General features: G+C 71.9%; 11 protein-coding genes. 6 read left to right on the plus strand and 5 right to left on the minus strand.

The window, feature by feature from the left end:
- Positions 1 to 712: 712 nt before the first annotated feature.
- Complete coding sequence (locus EOE48_RS21390; RefSeq protein ID WP_246154670.1) at positions 713 to 2,878, plus strand: CHASE domain-containing protein; 2,166 nt, start codon at positions 713 to 715, stop codon at positions 2,876 to 2,878.
- 599 nt (positions 2,879 to 3,477) lie between these two features.
- Positions 3,478 to 7,164 (plus strand): hypothetical protein, encoded by a 3,687-nt coding sequence (locus tag EOE48_RS29995; RefSeq protein ID WP_127732918.1) that lies wholly within the window; start codon positions 3,478 to 3,480, stop codon positions 7,162 to 7,164.
- 870 nt (positions 7,165 to 8,034) lie between these two features.
- On the opposite strand, the gene EOE48_RS21400 is transcribed toward EOE48_RS29995, so the two are convergent.
- Positions 8,035 to 8,280, minus strand: a complete 246-nt coding sequence (locus EOE48_RS21400) for a hypothetical protein (RefSeq protein ID WP_127732919.1) — start codon at positions 8,278 to 8,280, stop codon at positions 8,035 to 8,037.
- Positions 8,281 to 8,478: 198 nt separating this feature from the next.
- Between EOE48_RS21400 and EOE48_RS21405 the strand changes: the two genes are divergently transcribed.
- Positions 8,479 to 8,688 carry a hypothetical protein gene (locus tag EOE48_RS21405; RefSeq protein ID WP_127732920.1) on the plus strand — a complete coding sequence of 70 codons (210 nt, stop codon included), beginning with the start codon at positions 8,479 to 8,481 and terminating at the stop codon, positions 8,686 to 8,688.
- On the opposite strand, the gene EOE48_RS21410 is transcribed toward EOE48_RS21405, so the two are convergent.
- Genes EOE48_RS21410 through EOE48_RS21420 form a run of 3 tightly spaced genes read right to left on the minus strand, consistent with a single transcriptional unit; the run spans position 8,672 to position 13,599 of the window.
- Complete coding sequence (locus tag EOE48_RS21410) at positions 8,672 to 9,442, minus strand: hypothetical protein (RefSeq protein ID WP_127732921.1); 771 nt, start codon at positions 9,440 to 9,442, stop codon at positions 8,672 to 8,674. The genes EOE48_RS21405 and EOE48_RS21410 overlap by 17 nt on opposite strands.
- A gap of 58 nt (positions 9,443 to 9,500) precedes the next feature.
- On the minus strand, positions 9,501 to 10,538 hold the full coding sequence (locus EOE48_RS21415) for a hypothetical protein (RefSeq protein WP_127732922.1): 1,038 nt from the start codon (positions 10,536 to 10,538) through the stop codon (positions 9,501 to 9,503).
- Between the two features lie 31 nt (positions 10,539 to 10,569).
- Positions 10,570 to 13,599, minus strand: coding sequence for a penicillin-binding protein 1A (locus tag EOE48_RS21420; protein WP_127732923.1), 3,030 nt, complete (start codon positions 13,597 to 13,599; stop codon positions 10,570 to 10,572).
- 280 nt (positions 13,600 to 13,879) lie between these two features.
- On the opposite strand from EOE48_RS21420, the gene EOE48_RS21425 reads away from it, so the two are divergent.
- The 3 genes from EOE48_RS21425 to EOE48_RS21435 all read left to right on the plus strand — a co-directional run bounded on the left by EOE48_RS21425 (position 13,880) and on the right by EOE48_RS21435 (position 16,839).
- Positions 13,880 to 14,767: a manganese catalase family protein gene (locus EOE48_RS21425; RefSeq protein ID WP_127732927.1), complete on the plus strand. Its 888-nt coding sequence runs from the start codon at positions 13,880 to 13,882 to the stop codon at positions 14,765 to 14,767.
- 297 nt (positions 14,768 to 15,064) lie between these two features.
- Positions 15,065 to 15,376: a metal-sensitive transcriptional regulator gene (locus EOE48_RS21430; protein ID WP_127732924.1), complete on the plus strand. Its 312-nt coding sequence runs from the start codon at positions 15,065 to 15,067 to the stop codon at positions 15,374 to 15,376.
- A 92-nt stretch (positions 15,377 to 15,468) separates the two neighbouring features.
- On the plus strand, positions 15,469 to 16,839 hold the full coding sequence (locus tag EOE48_RS21435) for an ABC1 kinase family protein (RefSeq protein WP_127732925.1): 1,371 nt from the start codon (positions 15,469 to 15,471) through the stop codon (positions 16,837 to 16,839).
- Positions 16,840 to 16,927: 88 nt separating this feature from the next.
- Here the strand turns inward: EOE48_RS21435 and EOE48_RS30285 are convergent.
- Positions 16,928 to 19,199 (minus strand): glycosyltransferase family 4 protein (locus EOE48_RS30285; protein WP_281292792.1); only part of this gene is annotated, 2,272 nt, incomplete at its 5' end.

The following is a 19,199-nucleotide window of genomic DNA, read 5'->3' on the forward strand; positions in this document are numbered from 1 at the left end:
AGCGACGCCGATCTCGACGGTGTCCAGGGGGGTGCCAGCGAGGGATGGCAGCTCGTCGACGGACACTACATGTACGGAACCAGGGTCCAGACCGGAGCGATCGGAACCCCGAGCTACTCGTCGCACATCGATCTCGGCTCCTACCGCAAGGCCCCCGACGGCACTGCCATCAGGATGAATGCGTCCGGGCAGGAATATCCCAGCGGCCGGTGGAGACGTTAAGAGCGGATCCTCCGGCACCGGCCGGTCGGGCCCTCGACCTGCCCGGCGAGATGCGCGACCGCTCCGGCATGGGCGTGATCCTGATCACGCCCGATCTCGGCGCCGTGGCCGGGACCGCCTGGCCGTCCCGGATGCGGGGCCCGCGGGCGGCTCGCCGGGGTCCCCGGCCTTGGTGCCGGCCCTGACCGCCCTGCGGCCGCGACGGCCCGGACGGGATCGATCCGCCGCCTGCCGTCGAGCGGCGGCTGGCGAAAACCGCCCTGCAGGCGCCATCATGGGCTGGCATGCCACCGCCCGTCCCGCACGAAGGGCCGCCTACCCCGCCGGTTTTCACTTGCACGAACGTCACCGACCGCAGGACCGTGCCGAGACCACGGCCATCCCGACGCCCCCGACTCCCAGGGCGGCGCGCTGGGTTCCGCGCGCCACCCTGGCCGTGGGTCTGCTCGCAACGGGGGTCAGCACCGCCCTGACCTGGCGGGCGGCGGAGATGCGCGACCGGCTGACCTTTCTCCATGCCACCGAGATCGAGCTGCGCACGGTCGAGGACCAGTTCCGCACCTATGCCGCTCTGCTTCGAGGCGGCGCCGGCCTGTTCGCGGCCAACGGCGACAGCGTCACGCTGGCCGAGTTTCGGGCGTATGTCGGGCGCATCGAGTTCCAGAGCCTGTATCCCGGCTTCCTCGGCATCGGCTTCACCCCGACGATGCCCGCCTCCGAACGCGAGCGGTTCGCCGCGCGGGCCGAGGCGCTGGGCGTGGCAGGCTTCCACGTGCGCCCGCCGACCGACAACCCGATGATCAGCCCGGTCCTGTTCGCCGAGCCGCCGAACCCGCGCAACCAGGCCGCCATCGGCTACGACGTGATGTCCGACCCGGTCCGGCGCGACATGGTCGAGCGGGCCCGCGACACCGGCCTGCCGGCCGCCTCGGCGCGCATCCAGCTCGTGCAGGAGATCGACGCGAACAAGCAGGCGGGCTTCCTCGTCGCCATGCCGGTCTATGCCGGCGGGGCGGTGCCCGCCGGCGTCGGCGAGCGGCGACGGCGGTTCCTCGGCTTCGTCTTCGGGGCCTTCCGGGCCAACGACCTGTTCAACAGCATCGTGGCGGCCAGGGCCGAGGAGGACGCCGCCTTCGCGATCTACGACGGCGCTCCGAGCGAGGCGACGCTGCTGCACCGGTCCGCGCGGGCCACCGGTGCCGTGGCCGGGCGCCTGACGCGCGAGGCGACGCTCGACCTCGGCGGCCGCACCTGGACCGTGCTGTTCGAGCAGCGCCTTTCCCCGCGACGGGCCTCGGCCCTGTCCGAGGTCTGGCTCGTCGGCGTCGGGGGCCTCCTCGCGACGGCCCTGCTGGGCTTCGCCGCGTTCCGGCAGCGCCGCACGCAGGACGAGATCCGCCGGCTCAACGCCTCGCTGGAAGCCCGGGTCGAGGAGCGGACCCGCGACCTGCGGGAGGCCGCCGACCGCCTGCGGCAGGCCGGGGAGGAGCGCGCGCGCATGGAGGAGGTGCTGCGCCAGTCGCAGAAGATGGAGGCGGTGGGCCAGCTCACCGGAGGTCTGGCGCACGACTTCAACAACCTGCTCGCCGGCATCTCCGGCGCGCTGGAGCTCATCGAGACCCGCATCGGGCAGGGCCGGTCCAAGGACGTCGCGAAGTACATCGCCGCCGCGCAGGGCGCGTCGAAGCGGGCCGCGGCGCTGACCCATCGTCTCCTCGCCTTCTCGCGGCGCCAGACCCTGGCACCGAAGGCCATCGACGCGAACCGGCTGGTGGACGGGATGCTCGACCTGATCCAGCGCACCGTCGGCCCGGGCATCGACGTGCGGCACAAGGGGGCGGACGACCTGTGGCCCGCCCTGGTCGACCCCTCGCAGCTCGAGAACGCGCTCCTGAACCTGTGCATCAACGCCCGGGACGCAATGCCGGACGGCGGCAGGATCGTCATCGAGACGTACAACCGCTGGATCGACGGGCGGCAGGCCGAGGCGCTGGACATGCCCGAGGGGCAGTACCTGTCGCTGTGCGTGTCCGACACCGGCACCGGCATGCCCCCGGAGGTCGTCGCCCGGGCGTTCGACCCGTTCTTCACGACGAAGCCGATCGGCGCGGGCACGGGGCTCGGCCTGTCGATGATCTACGGCTTCGCCAAGCAGTCCGGCGGGCAGGTGCGGATCACCTCCGAGGTCGGTGCCGGCACGGCGGTGTGCCTTTCCCTGCCGCGGCACCGGGGCGAGGCGGACGCGGACGGACCCGCCCCCGAGAGGCGCCCGATGGCCTGCGCCGATGCCGGCGAGACCGTGCTCGTGGTGGACGACGAACCGACCGTGCGCATGCTGGTGACCGACGTGCTGAGCGACCTCGGATACACCGCGGTCGAGGCGGCGGACGGGGCGGGCGGCTTGAGGGTGCTGCAGTCGGATGCGCGCATCGACCTGCTGGTGACCGATGTCGGCCTGCCCGGCGGCATGAACGGACGCCAGATGGCGGATGCCGCCCGGGTCGGCCGGCCGGACCTGAAGGTCCTGTTCATCACCGGCTTCGCGGAGGCCGCGGTGCTCGGCGACGGCCGGCTCGACGCCGGCATGGCGGTGCTGACCAAGCCGTTCGCGGTCGACGCCCTGGCGGCTCGCATCCGCGAGATGATCGCGACCTAAATGGAAACTCGCTGCAAACGACTGGTTTTGCAGTCAAAATTTTGAGCGCGGGATCCCCTCTCCCGAGTGGGAGAGGGGTAGGGGTGAGGGTGGAGACACTTCAGAATGGAATGCCGACCGTCGAGTTGCGCAGCTCAACCGTTGGTGCCTGATTCTGAACCCGAGCCACCCTCACCCCTGTCCCCTCTCCCACTCGGGAGAGGGGGACCCGCGCCAGGACGAAAACTGTCTTCGATGGCTGCAACGGGAGCAGAAAGCCGCTGCTCCGTTTCATCCGCAAGGGACGGCGAAGCCGGTGAGCAACTGATACAATTCTCGGACGATCAGTTCCGAAAACCGTATCACAAGCCCGCGCGGCGCCGGAGCGAAGCCGAAATCCGCATCGCGAAAGCGACTGCGACGCAGTCGCCGGGCGATCCATCGAAAATCGCATTAGTCCTTCGCTAACCATCTTGCCGCACGCCTGCGACTGGGCGCGCGCTGCATCCACCCCGAGGATCCATCGGCCGCAATGTCTGAGCCCGTCTCGCGCGCAACAGCGGGCGGACCTCACGATGCAGCCGGGTTGCGCGGACCAGCCCGAGGGACGCGACATCGCCATGGCTCAGGTCGTACTGCCCAACTCGACATACCTGGACTACACCAGCAACGGCACGACGACCGCGACCACGGTGGCGGACGCCTACGACTTCGTCTCGGGGCCGGTGCCGGCGACGCAGACGATCAACGTCGCGCTGATGCTGCCGCGGGCGAACGATCCCACCGCCCTGCTGGAGAGCGACTGGGCGACGCGCCAGAAGACGCTCCAGGCGTTGAACCAGGCCGGCACGCTGTGGTCGACCTACGGCGCCGATCCCACCGCCTTCGCCGACGCGGTCGCGGCCCTGCGGGCCATGAACATCCCGGTGCTCGGCCTCTCCGGCACGGACGGCTACGTCTCCTCCGCCGAATCGCGCACGATCTGGCTCCAAGTGACGCCGGCCAAGTTCGGGGAGCTGTTCGGGACGCCGGCCCTGACGGGGACCGCCGACGTTCCGGGCGGTTCCGGGCAGACCGAGCAGATCTATTACTGGAACGGCGCTCTGTCGGTTCCCGAGGAGATCGGCGCGACCGGAATCTGGTTCGACCTCGGTCCGATCTGGGGCCAGTATCCCGCTTTCTCGGACATGTCCGGCGGTGCGCAGATCACACCGAGAGTGGGACATCAAAGCATCGGCAACGCGCTGTCGCCGCTGAGCAACTCCGGAGACTACCGGGAGAGCAACAACTTCGCTGCCGATATCGCCGACTGGTTCTACAATTTCCCGCTGGGCGACCGCACGGTTCCGACCGCGACGATCGGCCTCGTCGAGCCGGGGATCGGCAATGCTCTGAGCGCCGGCGATCCGAACAGCTTCCAGGAACTCCTCGACGAGTTCAGGCAGACGGCCGGCCTCTCGACGCCGGGGAGCTATTACGTCAGCAACCAGGGCGGCCAGAGCTACACGAGGGGCAACTCCCTCGAGCGGTCGCTCGACGTCGGCGTCGTCGCTTCGGCCAGTCCGCAGAGCACGATCGGGCTGTATGCGGGCTCCGGGTTCGACGACCACGCGCAGTCGAACAGCTTCACGGCGTTCCAGGCGGCGTTCTGGGATCTGGTCAACAACCCTTCTGTCGTCTCGTCATCGTTCTCGCTCTTCCAGCAGTCGAAGCGCGGATCACCGTTCGCCAACGCCGTCGACGAGCTGTTCGTGGACGCGGCCTTGCGCAACATCTCCGTCGCATTCGCGGGAAACGATTGGGGATCTTCGTGGAATTTCGCCAACGGTCTCGCCAATGTCGCGACCAACTCGTCTTCGCCCTATGCGCTCATCGTCGGCGGAACGTCGCTGACGACGCTGGGAGCCGCACCGGGCGACCCCACGGTATTCCAGGATCCGACCCGGGCCGCGTCCCTGTATGATCGTGCGATAGCGGGAGACGCCGCGACGTTGTGGCGGCTGATCGGCGGGGGCTTGTCCATTCTGCCGTCCTCGGTGTCGGCGCAGCATGCCGGCCAGGTCGCCCTTCTGGAATCGGTCTGGAACATCCTCCAGGTCAGCGAGGACCAGGGCCGATACAGCATCCTGCCGGCGCTCGGGAGCGACATCGCCGCCGGCGACGGTGGCGTGGACACGAACCGGCCCGTGCCGACGTATCAGACCGATTTCGGTCTCACGCCGACATCGGTCAATCCCGGCGGCGGGACGGGCCGGGGCACGCCGGACGTGTCGGCCAATTCCGGCGGCAACATGTTCTTCATCACGCCGCGGGGAGACATGAGCGGTCTGAGCTGGGACGAAGGCACCAGCGCCGCAGCACCGCTCTGGGCGTCACTGCTGGCGCAGTTCAACACCATCTTCGCGGACCAGGGCCTGCCGAACCTCGGCTTCTCCAACGACCTGCTTTACCAGGCGGCCGCCGTCGCCCCGGCGGCCTTCAACGACATCACCTACGGCAACAACACGTCGTCCTATCTCTACGACGGACCGGTCACCGCCGGCGACGACACCATCACCCTCACGGGCTACGGCTACGAGGCCGGGCCGGGCTACGACCTGACCACCGGCCTCGGCACCCCCAACGGCCTGCTCCTCGCCCGCGCGCTCACCGCCATCGCCCACGCCCAGATGTCGTCGACCGCCCCGGCGGTTCTCGACCCCACCTTCACGGCCAGCAGCGCCGCCCAGCACCTCCTCGTCCAGCCGACCGTCCGGAGCGACCGGAACTTCGCCCTCTCGGTGGCCGGTGCCCCGACCTCCTACAGGGCCGCCGCCACCGGCAGCTTCGCCTGGGACAGCGCCTTCGCCCAGCGGGCGATGCAGGCCGACTTCGACCCGGCTCTCGTGCGCCTCTTCGACGGCGCCAGCCAGAGTACCCCGCACGACCTCGGCGTCGCCGACGGGGCCAGCCTCGGCGTCGCCTTCGGCGGCGGCTCGGCAGCGACGCCGCAGGCCGCCATGACCAATCCGTTCGGCTTCGTCGATTACAAGGATCCTGCCGGCGACGGCGGGGTCCGCCTCGCCCGCGCCGTCGCCGTCGCCCGGACCGCCGGCAACGCCGACGGCCAGCGGGCGGTGGTGCGCCTGCGCCAGAACACCGAGGAGGCGGTCACGGCCTCGTTCTACCGGGTCGACGACCTCGACGGCACCATCGACGGCCTCGCGCCCGGTCAGGCCGGCTACGACGCCGCGGTCACGGGCCGGCTCTACGCCACCGGGAGCGGCACCACCGCGATCTCGGGACCCGGCGACGGCTACTACAAGCAGCTTCAGCTGACCGGCATCGACGGGGGCGACCTCGTGGCGATGCGGCTGACCAGCGGCGGCCACGACTTCTACGGCTTCTCCGCCGCCAACGAGACGGTCGGCGGCAGCGGGGTGACGCATCTGTGGAACTACGGCCTCGACACCTGGGGCTGGGAGAGCACGTTCGGCGGCGGCGACCGCGACTACAACGACCTCGTGGTCCAGCTCGACTTCACCAGCGCCAGCGGCTCGGGCTGGCTGGTGCAGGACACCGCGACCGGGGGTGACGGCGACGACGTGATGTACGGCAACGACGAGGCCAACTCGATGGTCGGCGGCCTCGGCGACGACACGATCCCGGGGGCCGGAGGAAACGACACGCTGTACGGCGGCCTCGGCGACGACCTCGTCCTCGGCCAGGACGGCGACGACTTCGTCGGCACCGGCGCGGGCAACGATTTCGGCTCGGGCGGATGGGGCAACGACACCGTCGAGGGCGGCGCCGGCAACGACCTGCTGTTCGGCGACGACGACGACGATCGCGTCGACGGGGGCTGGGGCGACGACCTCGTGTATGGCGGCACCGGCGACGACGATCTCACGGGCGACGCCGGCACCGACCAGCTCTACGGCCAGGATGGCGACGACCGCCAGTTCGGCGGCGATGGCGGCGACAACGTCTCGGGCGGGGCCGGGGACGACCTGCTCGACGGCGGCGCGGGACAGGATCTGCTGTTCGGCAATGCCGGCGACGACAGGCTCACCGGCGGGGCCGGCTGGGACATCTTCGGCTTCGGCCCCGGCGACGGGGTGGACGTCGTCACCGACTTCACGGCGGGTGGTCCGGAGGCGGATGTGATCGCGTTCAACAACGGCGCCTTCGCGGACCTCGCGGGCGTGCTGGCGGCGAGCCGGCAGGAGGGGGCCGATCTGGTCATCGCCTACGGCGCCGGCGACGTCCTCACCCTGCAGAACGTGCAGGCCGGCACCCTCTCGGCCGCCAACTTCACCTTCGCGTGAGGCGGGTGCCGTCGCCTCCGCGATGCGGAAACCGGCCTCGCTCGGGTGTGTGGAGCCTCCGGCGGTCGCCGACGACCTGCTGCCGGACCGGCCGCGCCTCGCGGAGCTGCGCCGGTCCTTCGTCGGCCGGCTAAATGGAGCTTGGCTCCAAGTATCTGATTTCAAATTGGATATTTGGAGCGCGGGATCCCCTCTCCCGAGTGGGAGAGGGGAGGCGCGCCAAAGCGAAAGCCGCCTTCGACCGTGGCAACGGATACAGACGACCACCGCCCGGTTTCGTCCGCAAGGGACGGCAAAGCCGGTGTGCAACTCAGAGCCTGTTTGACTCTCGATCTAAAGAACAAGATCCCCCCTTTCCCGGACGACTGGAACGCAGTGGAAGGAGATCCGGGATCCAGCACAACAAGTCGCGAAGCGTCCATACTCAGCGGCGGTGCTATCAGACTGAGCCGCTTCGCGGCACATCTGACGTCTGGATCCCGGATCTCCTTCCGCTATCGCTTCAGTCGTCCGGGAAAGCGGTGCTTCGCGCGATAAATACGATGGACCATCGCTCAAACAGGTTCTCATACGAAATCCGCATCGCGACGCGATTGCACAGCAATCGCCACGATCCCGCAGGGAGCGCCGAGCGGTCCATCGAAAACCGTATCACGGGGCCGCGTCGCGTTCCCGCCCCCGGTGCGGACACGACCCGCTCCGCCGGGCGGATCGCCCTGCCGGGCCGGCGAAGGGGCGTCCGGGTTCCGGCCGTCCTCCCCGAGATGCTTCCGCGGCGGTCGCACGGACCCGCCACGCAGGGGCTTCGCAGAACCCCGCTCGCCGGCGGGCCGGGACCCGCGTCGTCCAAAAACCGCAGCAGACCGGCGCTCAGAACGGGGTGTAGTCGCCGCCGTCCGTGATGGTGTCGAGGGCGCGCTCGACGGAGGTGACGGCATCGAGGAGGAGCTGGATCGTCCGCTCGGTTTCGAGGCGCGGCCGGCCGAGGCCGGCGGAGCGGGCGCCGATGTCGTGCAACTGCTCGGCGAGCGCCACGAGGTCGCAGACGACCGAGGCGGTCTCCCGGGCGGCGGCATCGGGCGCCGGTCGGGCGCGCAGGGGAACGACGTTGCTCATCGGCGCCACTCTCGCGCAAAGCCCGCCACGGCACCAGCCGGGGGAGGGGCGCTCTCCACACAATCCCCGGCGGCGCGGCCCCCCGGGCACAGCGGGCCGGGAACCGCGCACCGCCCGCGGCGGGAGGCGCCCGCGGCCTTGACGGCGCCGGCCGGGACCGCGAAGCACGACGGCATCCGATCCGGTCAAGGACCCGTCATGCGTCTCCCGCTCCTCGCCGCCGCCCTCCTGGGCCTGCTCTCCGCCTGTTCGAGCACGGACTCGGGCGGCGGCAGCAGCTTCGGCAGCACCTTCGACACCAGCAACTACGTGCGCTCGAGCGACACCAACGGCACCCAGCGCCGCCCCGACGTCAACCGCCTCTACACCCAGCCGTCGATGCCGAGCATCGTCAACATGGGCCGCTGAGGCCCGGCCGGCCGAGGGCGGCATCCGCCTCCACGACCGCGTCGTTGAACGTCCAGCGCGGAATCGTGCGCATCGGGCCGAGGCCGGCGAAGACGCCCGCGAAGCCGCCATCCGGGGAGATGTCACGAAGCGCGGCGTCGAAGGCCTGCCCGAACCCCTCGAAGCTCTCGGCCTCCACCTCGCACAGGTGGATCTGGTTCCAGCCGGTCGTCAGCGCCGGGTCGCTGTGGAGCACGGCGAGGGTCTCCATGGCCCGGAACGTCCCGAACCGGCCCGCGGCGACGAGCCGTGCCGCGGCGGGACCGATGGAGCGCCGCATGATCTCGCGATACGCGCCGAGATGCGCCGGCCCGACGTCGAGATATTCGAGCGAGGCCTGCCGGTCCGGCCGGCCCGCCACGCCCTGCCAGCCGCGCGGCAGCACGAAGGAGGCCGGCGTGGTCGCGAGGATCTCCGCCCGCATCAGGTCCGGCTCCCCGGGCGGGCGGTCGAAGACGAGGGCGCGGAGCGCGTCGGCCGGGACGAGATCGCGAAAATATGTCAGTTCGAGATGGCTCCAGACCGGCGCGTCCGACGCGCTCCGGAACACGGAGCGGTGGCGATAGAGCGCGCGCCCGACGCAGGTCTCGCCGAACGCGGTCCGGTCGGCGAAGCCCTGTTCCCACGCCGTCGCCGGACCCGGCGCCCGGAGCGTCCTGGCGAGCACGACCAGCCGTGCGTCGGATTCGATCGTGACCAGCGGCGTCTCGGCCATGCGCGGCATCGTCCCCGATCCCCGAGCGCCGCGACCTCCGCGGGCTCGATGTTCGATCCTACTCCTTCGCCAGCGCGTCCGCGAAGGCCGCGATGCGGTTGCGGGCGTAGGTCGGCAGGCCGGCGCTGATCGAGGTGCCGGTGTTGAACGACGAGTTGCCCATCAGCACCTGCGCCGGCAGCAGGTTGCGCAGCACCGGCACGCGCTCGTATTCCTTCTTGCGGTCGAGCACGTCGGCCTTGATGCCGAGCGTCATATAGGCGGTCACCACCGTCCGGCCGGCATCGCCCGGCACCGGCTGGAGCACCGCCAGGAACTTGCCGAAGCGCAGGATCTGGTTGACCCAGAAGATGTTCTGCTCCAGCGCGCCGGCGACCGGTGTCTCGATCCGGGTGAGGCCGGTGAGGCGGGCGGCCTCGTCGGGCGCCAGCACCCGCAATTCGCTCTGGAACGAGACGAACTCGGCGATCTTCTTCGCGCCGCCCTCCTCGAGCTTGTTGGCGAGCCGCACGCCGAGCGGCAGCTTGCCTTCGAGGTCGTAGCGCGATTCGATGCACTGGGTCTGCGGCGCCTCGCACCACGGCCGGTCGGGGCGGCGGGCGAAGGCCGCCGCCGGGTCCTTCGTCGGCGTGGCGTCGGCGGGCGCGAGCGCCTTGTGCCGGATCGCCGGGTCCATGCGGCCGAGGAAGGCGAGCGAGGCGAAGCGCTGGAGGTCGATGCGGTCGGCCGGGCGCGGCACCACGAAGCGGGCCTCGGCGACGTAGACCTTCAGGTCCTCGTGCCGGCGCTTCGCCACCCCGTTCACCGTCTGGGTGTATTCCGGCTCGACGTAGCCCGGATAGGGGGCGAGCGCCGCCTTCTGCTCCGGCTGCCGGCGGCCCCACTCGGCGAAGGGCACGAGGCCGCTCTCGGGGCTCGACGGGGTGTCGCGGTGGTCGGTGAACGCGATCGTGTTCGGCGCGATCGCGGCCGGGGCGAGGCCGGCGACCGCGGGCACGTCCTTCGTGACGTACTGGGCCGAGGCCGGCCCGGCGAGGACGGCGAGGAGCGGCAGGGCGAGGCGGACCGGAGCGGGCAGACGCACGGGACGGGGCATTCCTGTTGAGGGCATGAGGCGAGGACGGCGCTCAGTAGGTCGGGTCGTCGCCGAACGGATAGTCGGGGTCGCGCCGGCGCGGGCGCCGCCAGGGGTCGTCGTCGTCGCCGAACGGCGAGCGCGCCCGCGCGCCGGGCCAGACCGGGTCCGGCGGCGGGACCGGCTGGGCCCGCCGGCCGTAGGGCGAGGGCTGTTCGGCGCCGTAGCGCGGCGCCGGGGCCGGATCCGGCCGGCCGAAGAGCTGGCGGCCGAGATCGCCGAACGGATCGTAGCGGTCCTCGTCGGGCTGCGGGTCGGCGAGCGCGTCGCCGTCCTGCTCGGTCTCGGGGCCGCGCCGCATCGCGGTGAGGGTCTCGGCCGGGACGAGCCTGTAGCGGGTGTCGGCGACGCGGCCGTCGGGCTGGAGCCGGAAATGCTCGGTGAAGCCGCCGCCCGGCACCGGGCTGCCGGAGCGCAGGTCGATCGACACGTCGGCGATGTGGCGGCGGGTGTCGGGGGAGGGGGGAGCGAGCGGGGTCTTGGGCACCCCGTTGGCCCAGGCCGCCTGGAGGATCTGCCCGAAGACCGGCACCGCGAGGCTGCCGCCGGTCTGGCCGCGCCCGAGGGTGCGGCGCTTGCCGTCGGCGTTGTCGTAGCCGAACCACACCACGATGGTGACGTCGTTGGTGAAGCCGGCGAACCAGGCGTCGTTCTCGTCCTCCGAGGTGCCGGTCTTGCCCGCCACGTAGGGCGCGAACCGCCCGAGCGCCGCGGCGGTGCCGCGCTGGGTCACCCCCTGGAGCAGGCTCTTGAGCTGGTAGAACGCGACGCCGTCGGCCGAGCCGATCCGAACCAGCGGCCGCTCGGGCCGGCGGTAGACCTCGCGCTCGCCGCGGCTCACCGATTCGAGCCCGTAGGGCGAGGGGCGGGCGCCCTCGTTGGCGATCGCGGCGTAGAATGCCGCGAGGTCGATCATCCGCACCGGCTGGGCGCCGAGCACGAACGGGTAGTAGCGCTCGCACTCGGCGTAGATCTGCGCCTCGAGGGCGATGTCGCAGACCTTCTGCAGGCTCGCCGGCGCCGCCGGGGCGATGCCGCCGCGCAGGAGCTGCGCCGTCACGAGGTTCTTCGAGTGTTCGAGGCCCCGCCGCAGGGTGGTCGGCCCCGAGCCGCCGCCCTCGTAGTTCTTCGGCGACCACGACTGGCCGACGCCGCCGATCGGCGGCAGGGTCACGGCGGCGTCCATCACCAGGGTGTTGGGCTGGAGGCCGGCATTGAGCGCCGCGAGGTAGGTGAGCGGCTTGAGGGTCGAGCCGGGCTGGCGCACGCTCTGGGTCACCCGGTTGAGCTGGCTCAGCGGGTAGGAGAAGCCGCCGGCCATCGCCAGGATGCGCCCGGTGCGGTTCTCCAGCACCACGGCGGCGCCCTGGACCTGCGGCCGGATCCGCAGGTCGGCGCGCGGCGCGCCCTTGCCCTCGCGCAGCGACACCCGCACGACGTCGTAGGGGACGAGCCGGCCGCGGGCCTGCCCGGCATTGAGGCTCGCGGTGCGGCCGTCGGCGAGGCCGACCTTCGCGGCGCCGCCGCGCCCGCCGGTGTCGAGCACCACCGCGAGCGGCCAGTGCACGTCGTAGAGCGGCGGGCGGGCCGATTCGAGGGCCCGCGCCCAGGCCGGCTTCGGGCCGGCGGGCTTCGGCACGGGCTTGGCCTTTCCGGCCGACTTGGCCTCGGCAGACTTGACCTCGGCAGACTTGGCCGGGGGGCCGATCGCGGGGGCAGGCTCGGGCGCCGGCGCCGCGGCCTCGAACCGCTTGACCGACTCGGCGATGTTGAACTCCGCCCCCTCGAAGCGGGCGCGGCCGGTCGAGGCCTCGTAGCGCGACAGCGCCTCCTGGAGGAGGCCCTCGGTCGCCTCCTGGAGCCCGGCATTGAGGGTCGAGCGCACGGTGTAGGCGTCGGCGGTGAGCGAATCGAGACCGGCCAGGGTGCGCGCCTCGCGGTTGAGGTGCTCGACGAAGTGGAACCCGGCCTCCTGCCGCGTGCGCTCGATCGGCACGAGGCCGAGATCGGCCTTGAGGGCGGCCGCCATCTCCGCCTCGGAGATCACGCCCTCCTCCTTCATCCGGGTCAGCACGTAGGCGCGCCGCTCGCGGGCGCGGTCGGGGTAGCGGTCGGGGCTGTAGTAGTTCGGCCCCTTCGGCATCCCGGCGAGCAGGGCCGCCTCGGCGACCGTGAGGTCGCGCACCGACTTCCCGAAATACGCCCGCGCCGCCATCTCGATGCCGTAGGCGCCGCGGCCGAGATAGATCCCGTTGAGGTAGAGCCCGAGGATCTCGGGCTTGGTCATGATCCGCTCGGCCCGGGCCGCGACGATCATCTCGCGCATCTTGCGCTCGTAGGTGACGTCGTCGCCGACCGAGAGGTTCTTGACCACCTGCTGGGTGATGGTCGAGCCGCCCTGCGGCCGGCCCGGCGAGGCGAGGTTGCCGATGAAGGCGCGGATCACCCCGCGCTCGTCGAGGCCGCGATGGGTGAGGAAGCGCTTGTCCTCGGCGGCGATGAAGGCGCGCTGGACCATCGCCGGCACGGTGTCGATCGGCACCGTGACCCGCCGGCCGTTCGGCTCGGCGGCCTCGGCGAGGCGGTTGCCGCGCCCGTCGAGGATCGTGCTGACGCCGGGCAGCTTCAGGGTCTTCAGGGCGTTCGCGTCCGGCAGGTCCGCGACGGCACGATCATAGAACTCGATCACCGCCCGGGCGTCGAAGGGCGAGTTGGCCGGGCTCTCGCCCTTGCAGAACTGCTTGTAGCTCGTCAGCAGCTCGGTGATGTCGAGCCCGTGCAGGATCTTCGACTCGCCCGCGATCGCCTTCGGATCCTCCATCGCGGTGGAGATGAGATCGTCGAGGTTGATGTCCTCGATGTCGAACGCCTTGCGCATGTGGGCGCAGCCGTCGCGCAGGATCCGCACCACCTCCGGGCCGTCGGTGGCGGGGTCGAACTGCGTCCGGATCGCGTCGGGCCGGGTCGTGACCTGGCTCAGCGTCAGCGCGGTGGCGAAGAGCTTGATGAGGACTGGGTTCATTCGGCTAGCGAGGCGCCCGGCCGGAGCGGGCGGTGGCGGTGGGCGCGCGCCCGGCTTCAGACCCGAGGGAAGACGGACAACGCGGCCCTTTTAAGGTGGCGCTTCGCGCCGCAACATCCGGGGGCGCCCGAAAAAATTCGCCGGTCCCGGTCGGCGGCCAAGCTCGAACCGCTCCCCCGCCCCGGCGTTGGACGGGTATCCCTGCCACATACTCATACTGAGTATGAGCATGGCCGCATACGGCCGCGCAGGGCCCCGCGCCATGACCAGGAGCCCCCCGATGTACTACCACGACAAGCGGCTGCAGTACCCGGTCCGCGTCGAGAACCCCGACTCGCTCTTCGCCCGCCAGCTCCAGCAGGCGATCGGCGGCATCGAGGGCGAGATCCGCGTCTGCCTGCAGTACTTCTTCCAGGCCTGGGGCGCGCGCGGGCCGGACAACAAGTACCGCGACGTGCTGATGAACACCGCGACCGAGGAGATCAGCCACATCGAGATGCTGGCGACCGCGGTCGCCCTCAACCTCGAGGACGCGCCGGCGACGCTCCAGGAATCGACCGCGCAGGCCAATCCGGTGATCGGGGCGGTGATGGGCGGCGAGCGCCCGCGCCACGTCGTCGAGGGGATGCTCCAGCGCCACATCCTGTCGACCGGCATGGCCGCGTTCCCGGCCAATTGCGACGGCGTGCCGTTCGACTGCTCGCACGTCTACGCCAGCGGCAACCTCGTCGGCGACATGTTCGCCAACGTCGCCGCCGAGGCGACCGGCCGGACGTTGGCGGTGCGGCTCTACAACGCCACCCGCGACCCCGGCATGCAGGACATGCTGAGCTTCCTCATCGCCCGCGACACGATGCACCAGCAGCAGTGGCTGGCGGTGATCGAGGATCTCGGCGGGCTCAAGGAGTCGCTGCCGGTGCCCAACAGCTTCGACCAGTCGAAGGAGGCGCAGCGCTTCAGCTACATGTTCATGGGCACCGAGCGCAACGGCACCCCGGTCACCCCCGGGCGCTACAGCCAGGGCCCGTCGATCGACGGCAAGGGCGAGTACCGCTTCGAGGCGTTCGAGCCGCTGGGCGACGAGCCGGTGCTCGGCCCGGCCCGGCCCGATTCCGGCGCCCAGAAGGAGCAGATGGCGGAGGCCCCCGTCACCAACGCCCTCGCGTGAGGATCGTGCCGCGGCGCCGTGCGGCGCCGCGGCTCCGGCGCTGCCGTTGGGATTCCGGCCCTGCGCCCGCTCCGGATGCAGTCTTCCCGCCCGGCGACGGCCGGTCGGCACATCGGCCACGCTTGCAGCCGCGGGCTCGACCGGGCGATTCGGTCTTGACCGGCACCGCCTCTGCATAGGATCGGTTGAGCTTCCTCAGAGAGAGGCTCATACGCGCCTCGCGGGGAATTGCGGCCATCGGGACGTTCCCGTCCTCCGGAGCGGCAGGGAACGGGCGAAGGCGGGAAAGCGCGACCGATGGACTACACGTATTCGGACGGACGCCTGTATCTCAGGCGCAATGCAGACGAGAAGAAGCCGCTTCTCCAGCGCCTGAAGCGCATCGAGGGGCAGGTTCGCGGCTTGCAGGCGATGATCGACGAGGACCGCTATTGCCTCGACGAGATCCAGCAGATGAACGCGATCTCGGCCGCCGTGCGCGAGGCGGCGCTCCAGATCATCGCCGAGCACCTCGAAGCCTCGGCGGACTACGCCTCCCGCGGCGAGGACCGCGAGGGCGCGGTCGCCGAGATGATCCGGGTGCTGCGGGCGGCGATGCGGCAAGGCTGAGGAGGGTGCGGGTGCCGCGCCGTCCCGTCGCCCTGTCACGGCGGCCCGCGCCGCTTATCTGAGTCGGCAGACCGGCCCTCACGAGCATCCGCATGTCCGCCTCCGATCGCGAAGCCAACCGTTTCTCCGCCCGCGCCGCCCGCTACGCCCGTGTCGGCGCCAATGTCGGCGGGGTCGCGGCCCGCATGGCCGGCAACCGCCTGTTCGGCGGCAAGGGCGGCGAGGACCTGTCGAACGCCGCCGCCCTCGCCCAGGCGCTCGGCGGCCTCAAGGGGCCGATCATGAAGGTCGCCCAGCTCCTCGCCACCGTGCCGGACCTGCTGCCGCCGGAATACGCCCAGGAGTTGCAGAAGCTGCAATCGGAGGCGCCGCCGATGGGGGCGGCCTTCGTCAAGCGCCGCATGGCGGCCGAACTCGGGACCGACTGGCAGACGCGGTTCGGGAGCTTCGACCTCAGGCCGGCGGCCGCCGCCTCCCTGGGGCAGGTCCACCGCGCCACCGCCCTGTCGGGCGAGGCCCTGGCGTGCAAGCTGCAATACCCCGACATGCAGTCGGCGGTGGAAGCCGACCTGACGCAGCTCCAGGTCGCGTTCTCGCTCCACCGGCGCATGAGCGCGGTCATCGACACCCGCGAGATCGCCAAGGAGATCGGCGAGCGGGTGCGCGAGGAGCTCGATTACGGCCGCGAGGCGAAGCACGCCGCGCTCTACCGCGAGGTGCTGCGCGACGTCGGCCTCGTGCGGGTGCCCTCGGTCCATCCCGACCTGTCGACGAAGCGCCTGCTCACCCTCGGCTGGCTCGAGGGCGAGAAGATCCTGACCTTCGCGCAAGGCCCGCAGGAGATCCGCAACCGGCTGGCGCTGGCGATGTTCAAGGCGTGGTGGCACCCGTTCAGCCGCGCCGCGGTGATCCACGGCGATCCCCACCTCGGCAACTACACGGTGTTCTCCGAGGACGGCGAGGCGCAGGGCATCAACCTGCTCGACTACGGCTGCGTCCGGATCTTCCACCCGCGCTTCGTCGGCGGCGTGGTCGACCTCTACAAGGGCCTCCTGGAGAACGACGAGGCGCGGGTCGTCCACGCCTACGAGGTCTGGGGCTTCCGCAACCTCAACCGCGACCTGATCGAGGTGCTCAACATCTGGGCCCGGTTCATCTACGGGCCGCTGCTCGAGGACCGCACCCGCACGGTCGCGGACGGGGTCAAGCCCGGCGAGTACGGCCGCCGGCAGGCCTTCGAGGTCCACAAGGCGCTCAAGGAGCGCGGTCCCGTCACGGTGCCGCGGGAATTCGTTTTCATGGACCGGGCCGCGGTCGGCCTCGGCGCGGTGTTCCTGCACCTGCGCTCGGAGCTGAACTACCACCGCCTGTTCGAGGCCGAGATCGACCGCTTCTCCCTCGACGACCTCGCCGCCCGCCAGAAGGCCGCGCTGGACGCCGCCGGGCTGCCGCTGCCGCAGTGATACGGCTCCCGATCGATCGCTTCTGGCGATCCCTGCGGGATCGCGGCGATCGCTTCGCGATGCGGGCATCGGCTTCGCTCATGCGCGGTCAGCGCGCCTCGGCGAGGATCCGGTCGTACAGGGCCAGGAGGTCGCGGCCCTGGTCGGCGGCCGTCCGCATCGGCTGCTCCGGCGGCGGCGGGGTCCGGAACCGCGCGGGCTCGGCGTCGAGGCAGGCCAGCACCGCCCGCAGGGGCTCGGCGGTGGCGACGTCGATGCGGAAGCCGTCGACTCCCTCGCGGATGTCCTCGCCGATCGCGCCGCGGTCGCTCGCCACCACCCAGAGGCCGGCGGCCCGCGCCTCGCGGGTGACGAGGCCGAAGCTCTCCGGCCACAGCGAGGGGGCGAGCAGCACGTCGAGGCCGGCATAGAGGCCGCCGACTGCCTCGGCCGGCACCGGCCCGACGATCCGCACCGGGGTCGCGCCCCAGCTCTCCTCGCGCACCGTGCCGGGATCGAGCGCGAGATCGACGAGGGTGAGCGACAGGTTGGCGAAGGCGTTCGCCCGCAGCACCGACTCGACCAGCGTCGCACCCTTGTGGGCGCTGCGCCCGCCGACATGGCCGAGGCGCACCGGACCGGCATTCCGGGGGGAGCGGGCGACCGGGGCGAGCGGCGGGACGCCGTTCGGCACCGCGATCGTGCGCGGATGGCCGGCGGCCCGGTAGGTCGCGGCGAAGGATTCGGACACCGCGACCAGCGCCGTGGCGCCGTCGAGGAGGCGGCCGAGCCCGCGCCGGCGGGCGATCGCGCGCAGCCGGCCGATGGTGCGTGCCGAGGGCGTCGCCAGGGTGTCGGCCGAGGGGGTTGGCACGCGCCCGTCCTCGTCGGCGAGGAACTGGAAGTCCGAGATCCACCACGCGTCGTGCAGGGTGACCACCGAGGGGATGCCGCGGGCCTGCACCGCCTCCAGCACCGTGCCGGTGAGGCGCTGGATGCAATGGGCGTGGACGAGGTCCGGCGCGAACCGGTCGAGCAGCGCCGCGAACGGCGCCGCCATCGCCGGGTTGAACGGGCGCCAGTCGCGATGGGTCTCCTGCGGGGCGGCGATGCGGGCGACGGGAACGCCGCGATAGGCGTCGATCCGCACCCGGTAGGGCGCGTCGTCGGCGCCGTGGTCGGTCGCGACGACCATGAGGTCGAGGCGGTCGCCCGCCCGCGCCAGCAGGTCGTCGATGTTGTCGCGCAGCACCCGGGTGGCGCCGCCGAGGGTCTGGGGCGGCGCGAACACGTTGAGGAGCATCAGCCGCGGCCGGGAACCGGACGGGCGGGGCCGGGCTCGCGACATGACAGGTTCGGGGGCCGGCAATGCCGCGCGGGCGGTCTCGCCGATCCGCCGGCACAGCTCAGGGTCGCCCGCCAGGGCGTCGAGGCCGGCGCGCCACGCCGCCGGACCGTCCGCCACCAGGGCGTCGATCCCGTCGCGCAGGCCCCACCGCGCGGCTTCCGCCGCGGCGACCAGGGCGGGCCGGCCGGCGTCCGCGGCGGCGTGCCAGCCGGCGGGGTCGTCGGCGCCCGAGGTCGGGCCGGGGACGAGGACGATCTCGCAGCCCGCCACGACCTCCCGGCAGGCGGCGGCCTCCGTGAGGCTGCCGAGGGGATGCACCCGCTCGCGCACGGCCACGAAGGCGCCGCGCAGATCCGCCTGCCCGAGGAGCGCGAGGCGCAGGCGCGGGTGGCGCGCGAGGGCGTCGGCGACGACCGGGGCGAGGTCGTCGGGCAGGGGGCCGGAGAACAGCGTCACGGCCCCGTCGGCATGCGGCCGCGGCGCGGGATCGCGCGCCGGGACGGCGACCGGTTCGACCGCGGGCGCCGGGTCCGGATCGAGGTCGGCCGCGAAGGCGGTGCCGGTCTCCGCCCGCGCGAGGTCGACCAGCCAGGCGCGGACCGCCGCGTCGGCCGGGTCCGTGGATGGCGGGAGGCCGGCGTCGGCGGGCTGGACGGAGAGCCCGAGGCCGCGCGCGTAGAGGATCGCGTGAAGGAGTGCCGGCGACGCCTCGGCCCCGGCGACGATTACCCGGCGCGCCGCGTTCAGCGCCGGAACCGCGTCCTCGCCGTCGGGGTCGAGGCCCTGGACCTCGCCGGCGAGCCGGGGCGCCAGGGCGGCCGGAACCGCGCCGCCGGGGGCCAGGACGACGACGGGGCCGGCGAGCGGCGCCGGCAGCGGCGCTGGCGGCGGATCGACCCTCGGGATCGCCGCGCGCAGGCGCGCGGCGGCGCGGCAGGACGGGGCCGAGCGTTCGAGCTGCGCCAGCGCCGCGTCGGGATCGCTCGCCGCGAGGCCCTCGGCGGCGAGGATGTGGGTCTCGATGCCGGCGCCG

Origin of the sequence: Methylobacterium oryzihabitans, from assembly GCF_004004555.2 — a bacterium.
GTDB lineage: Bacteria > Pseudomonadota > Alphaproteobacteria > Rhizobiales > Beijerinckiaceae > Methylobacterium > Methylobacterium oryzihabitans.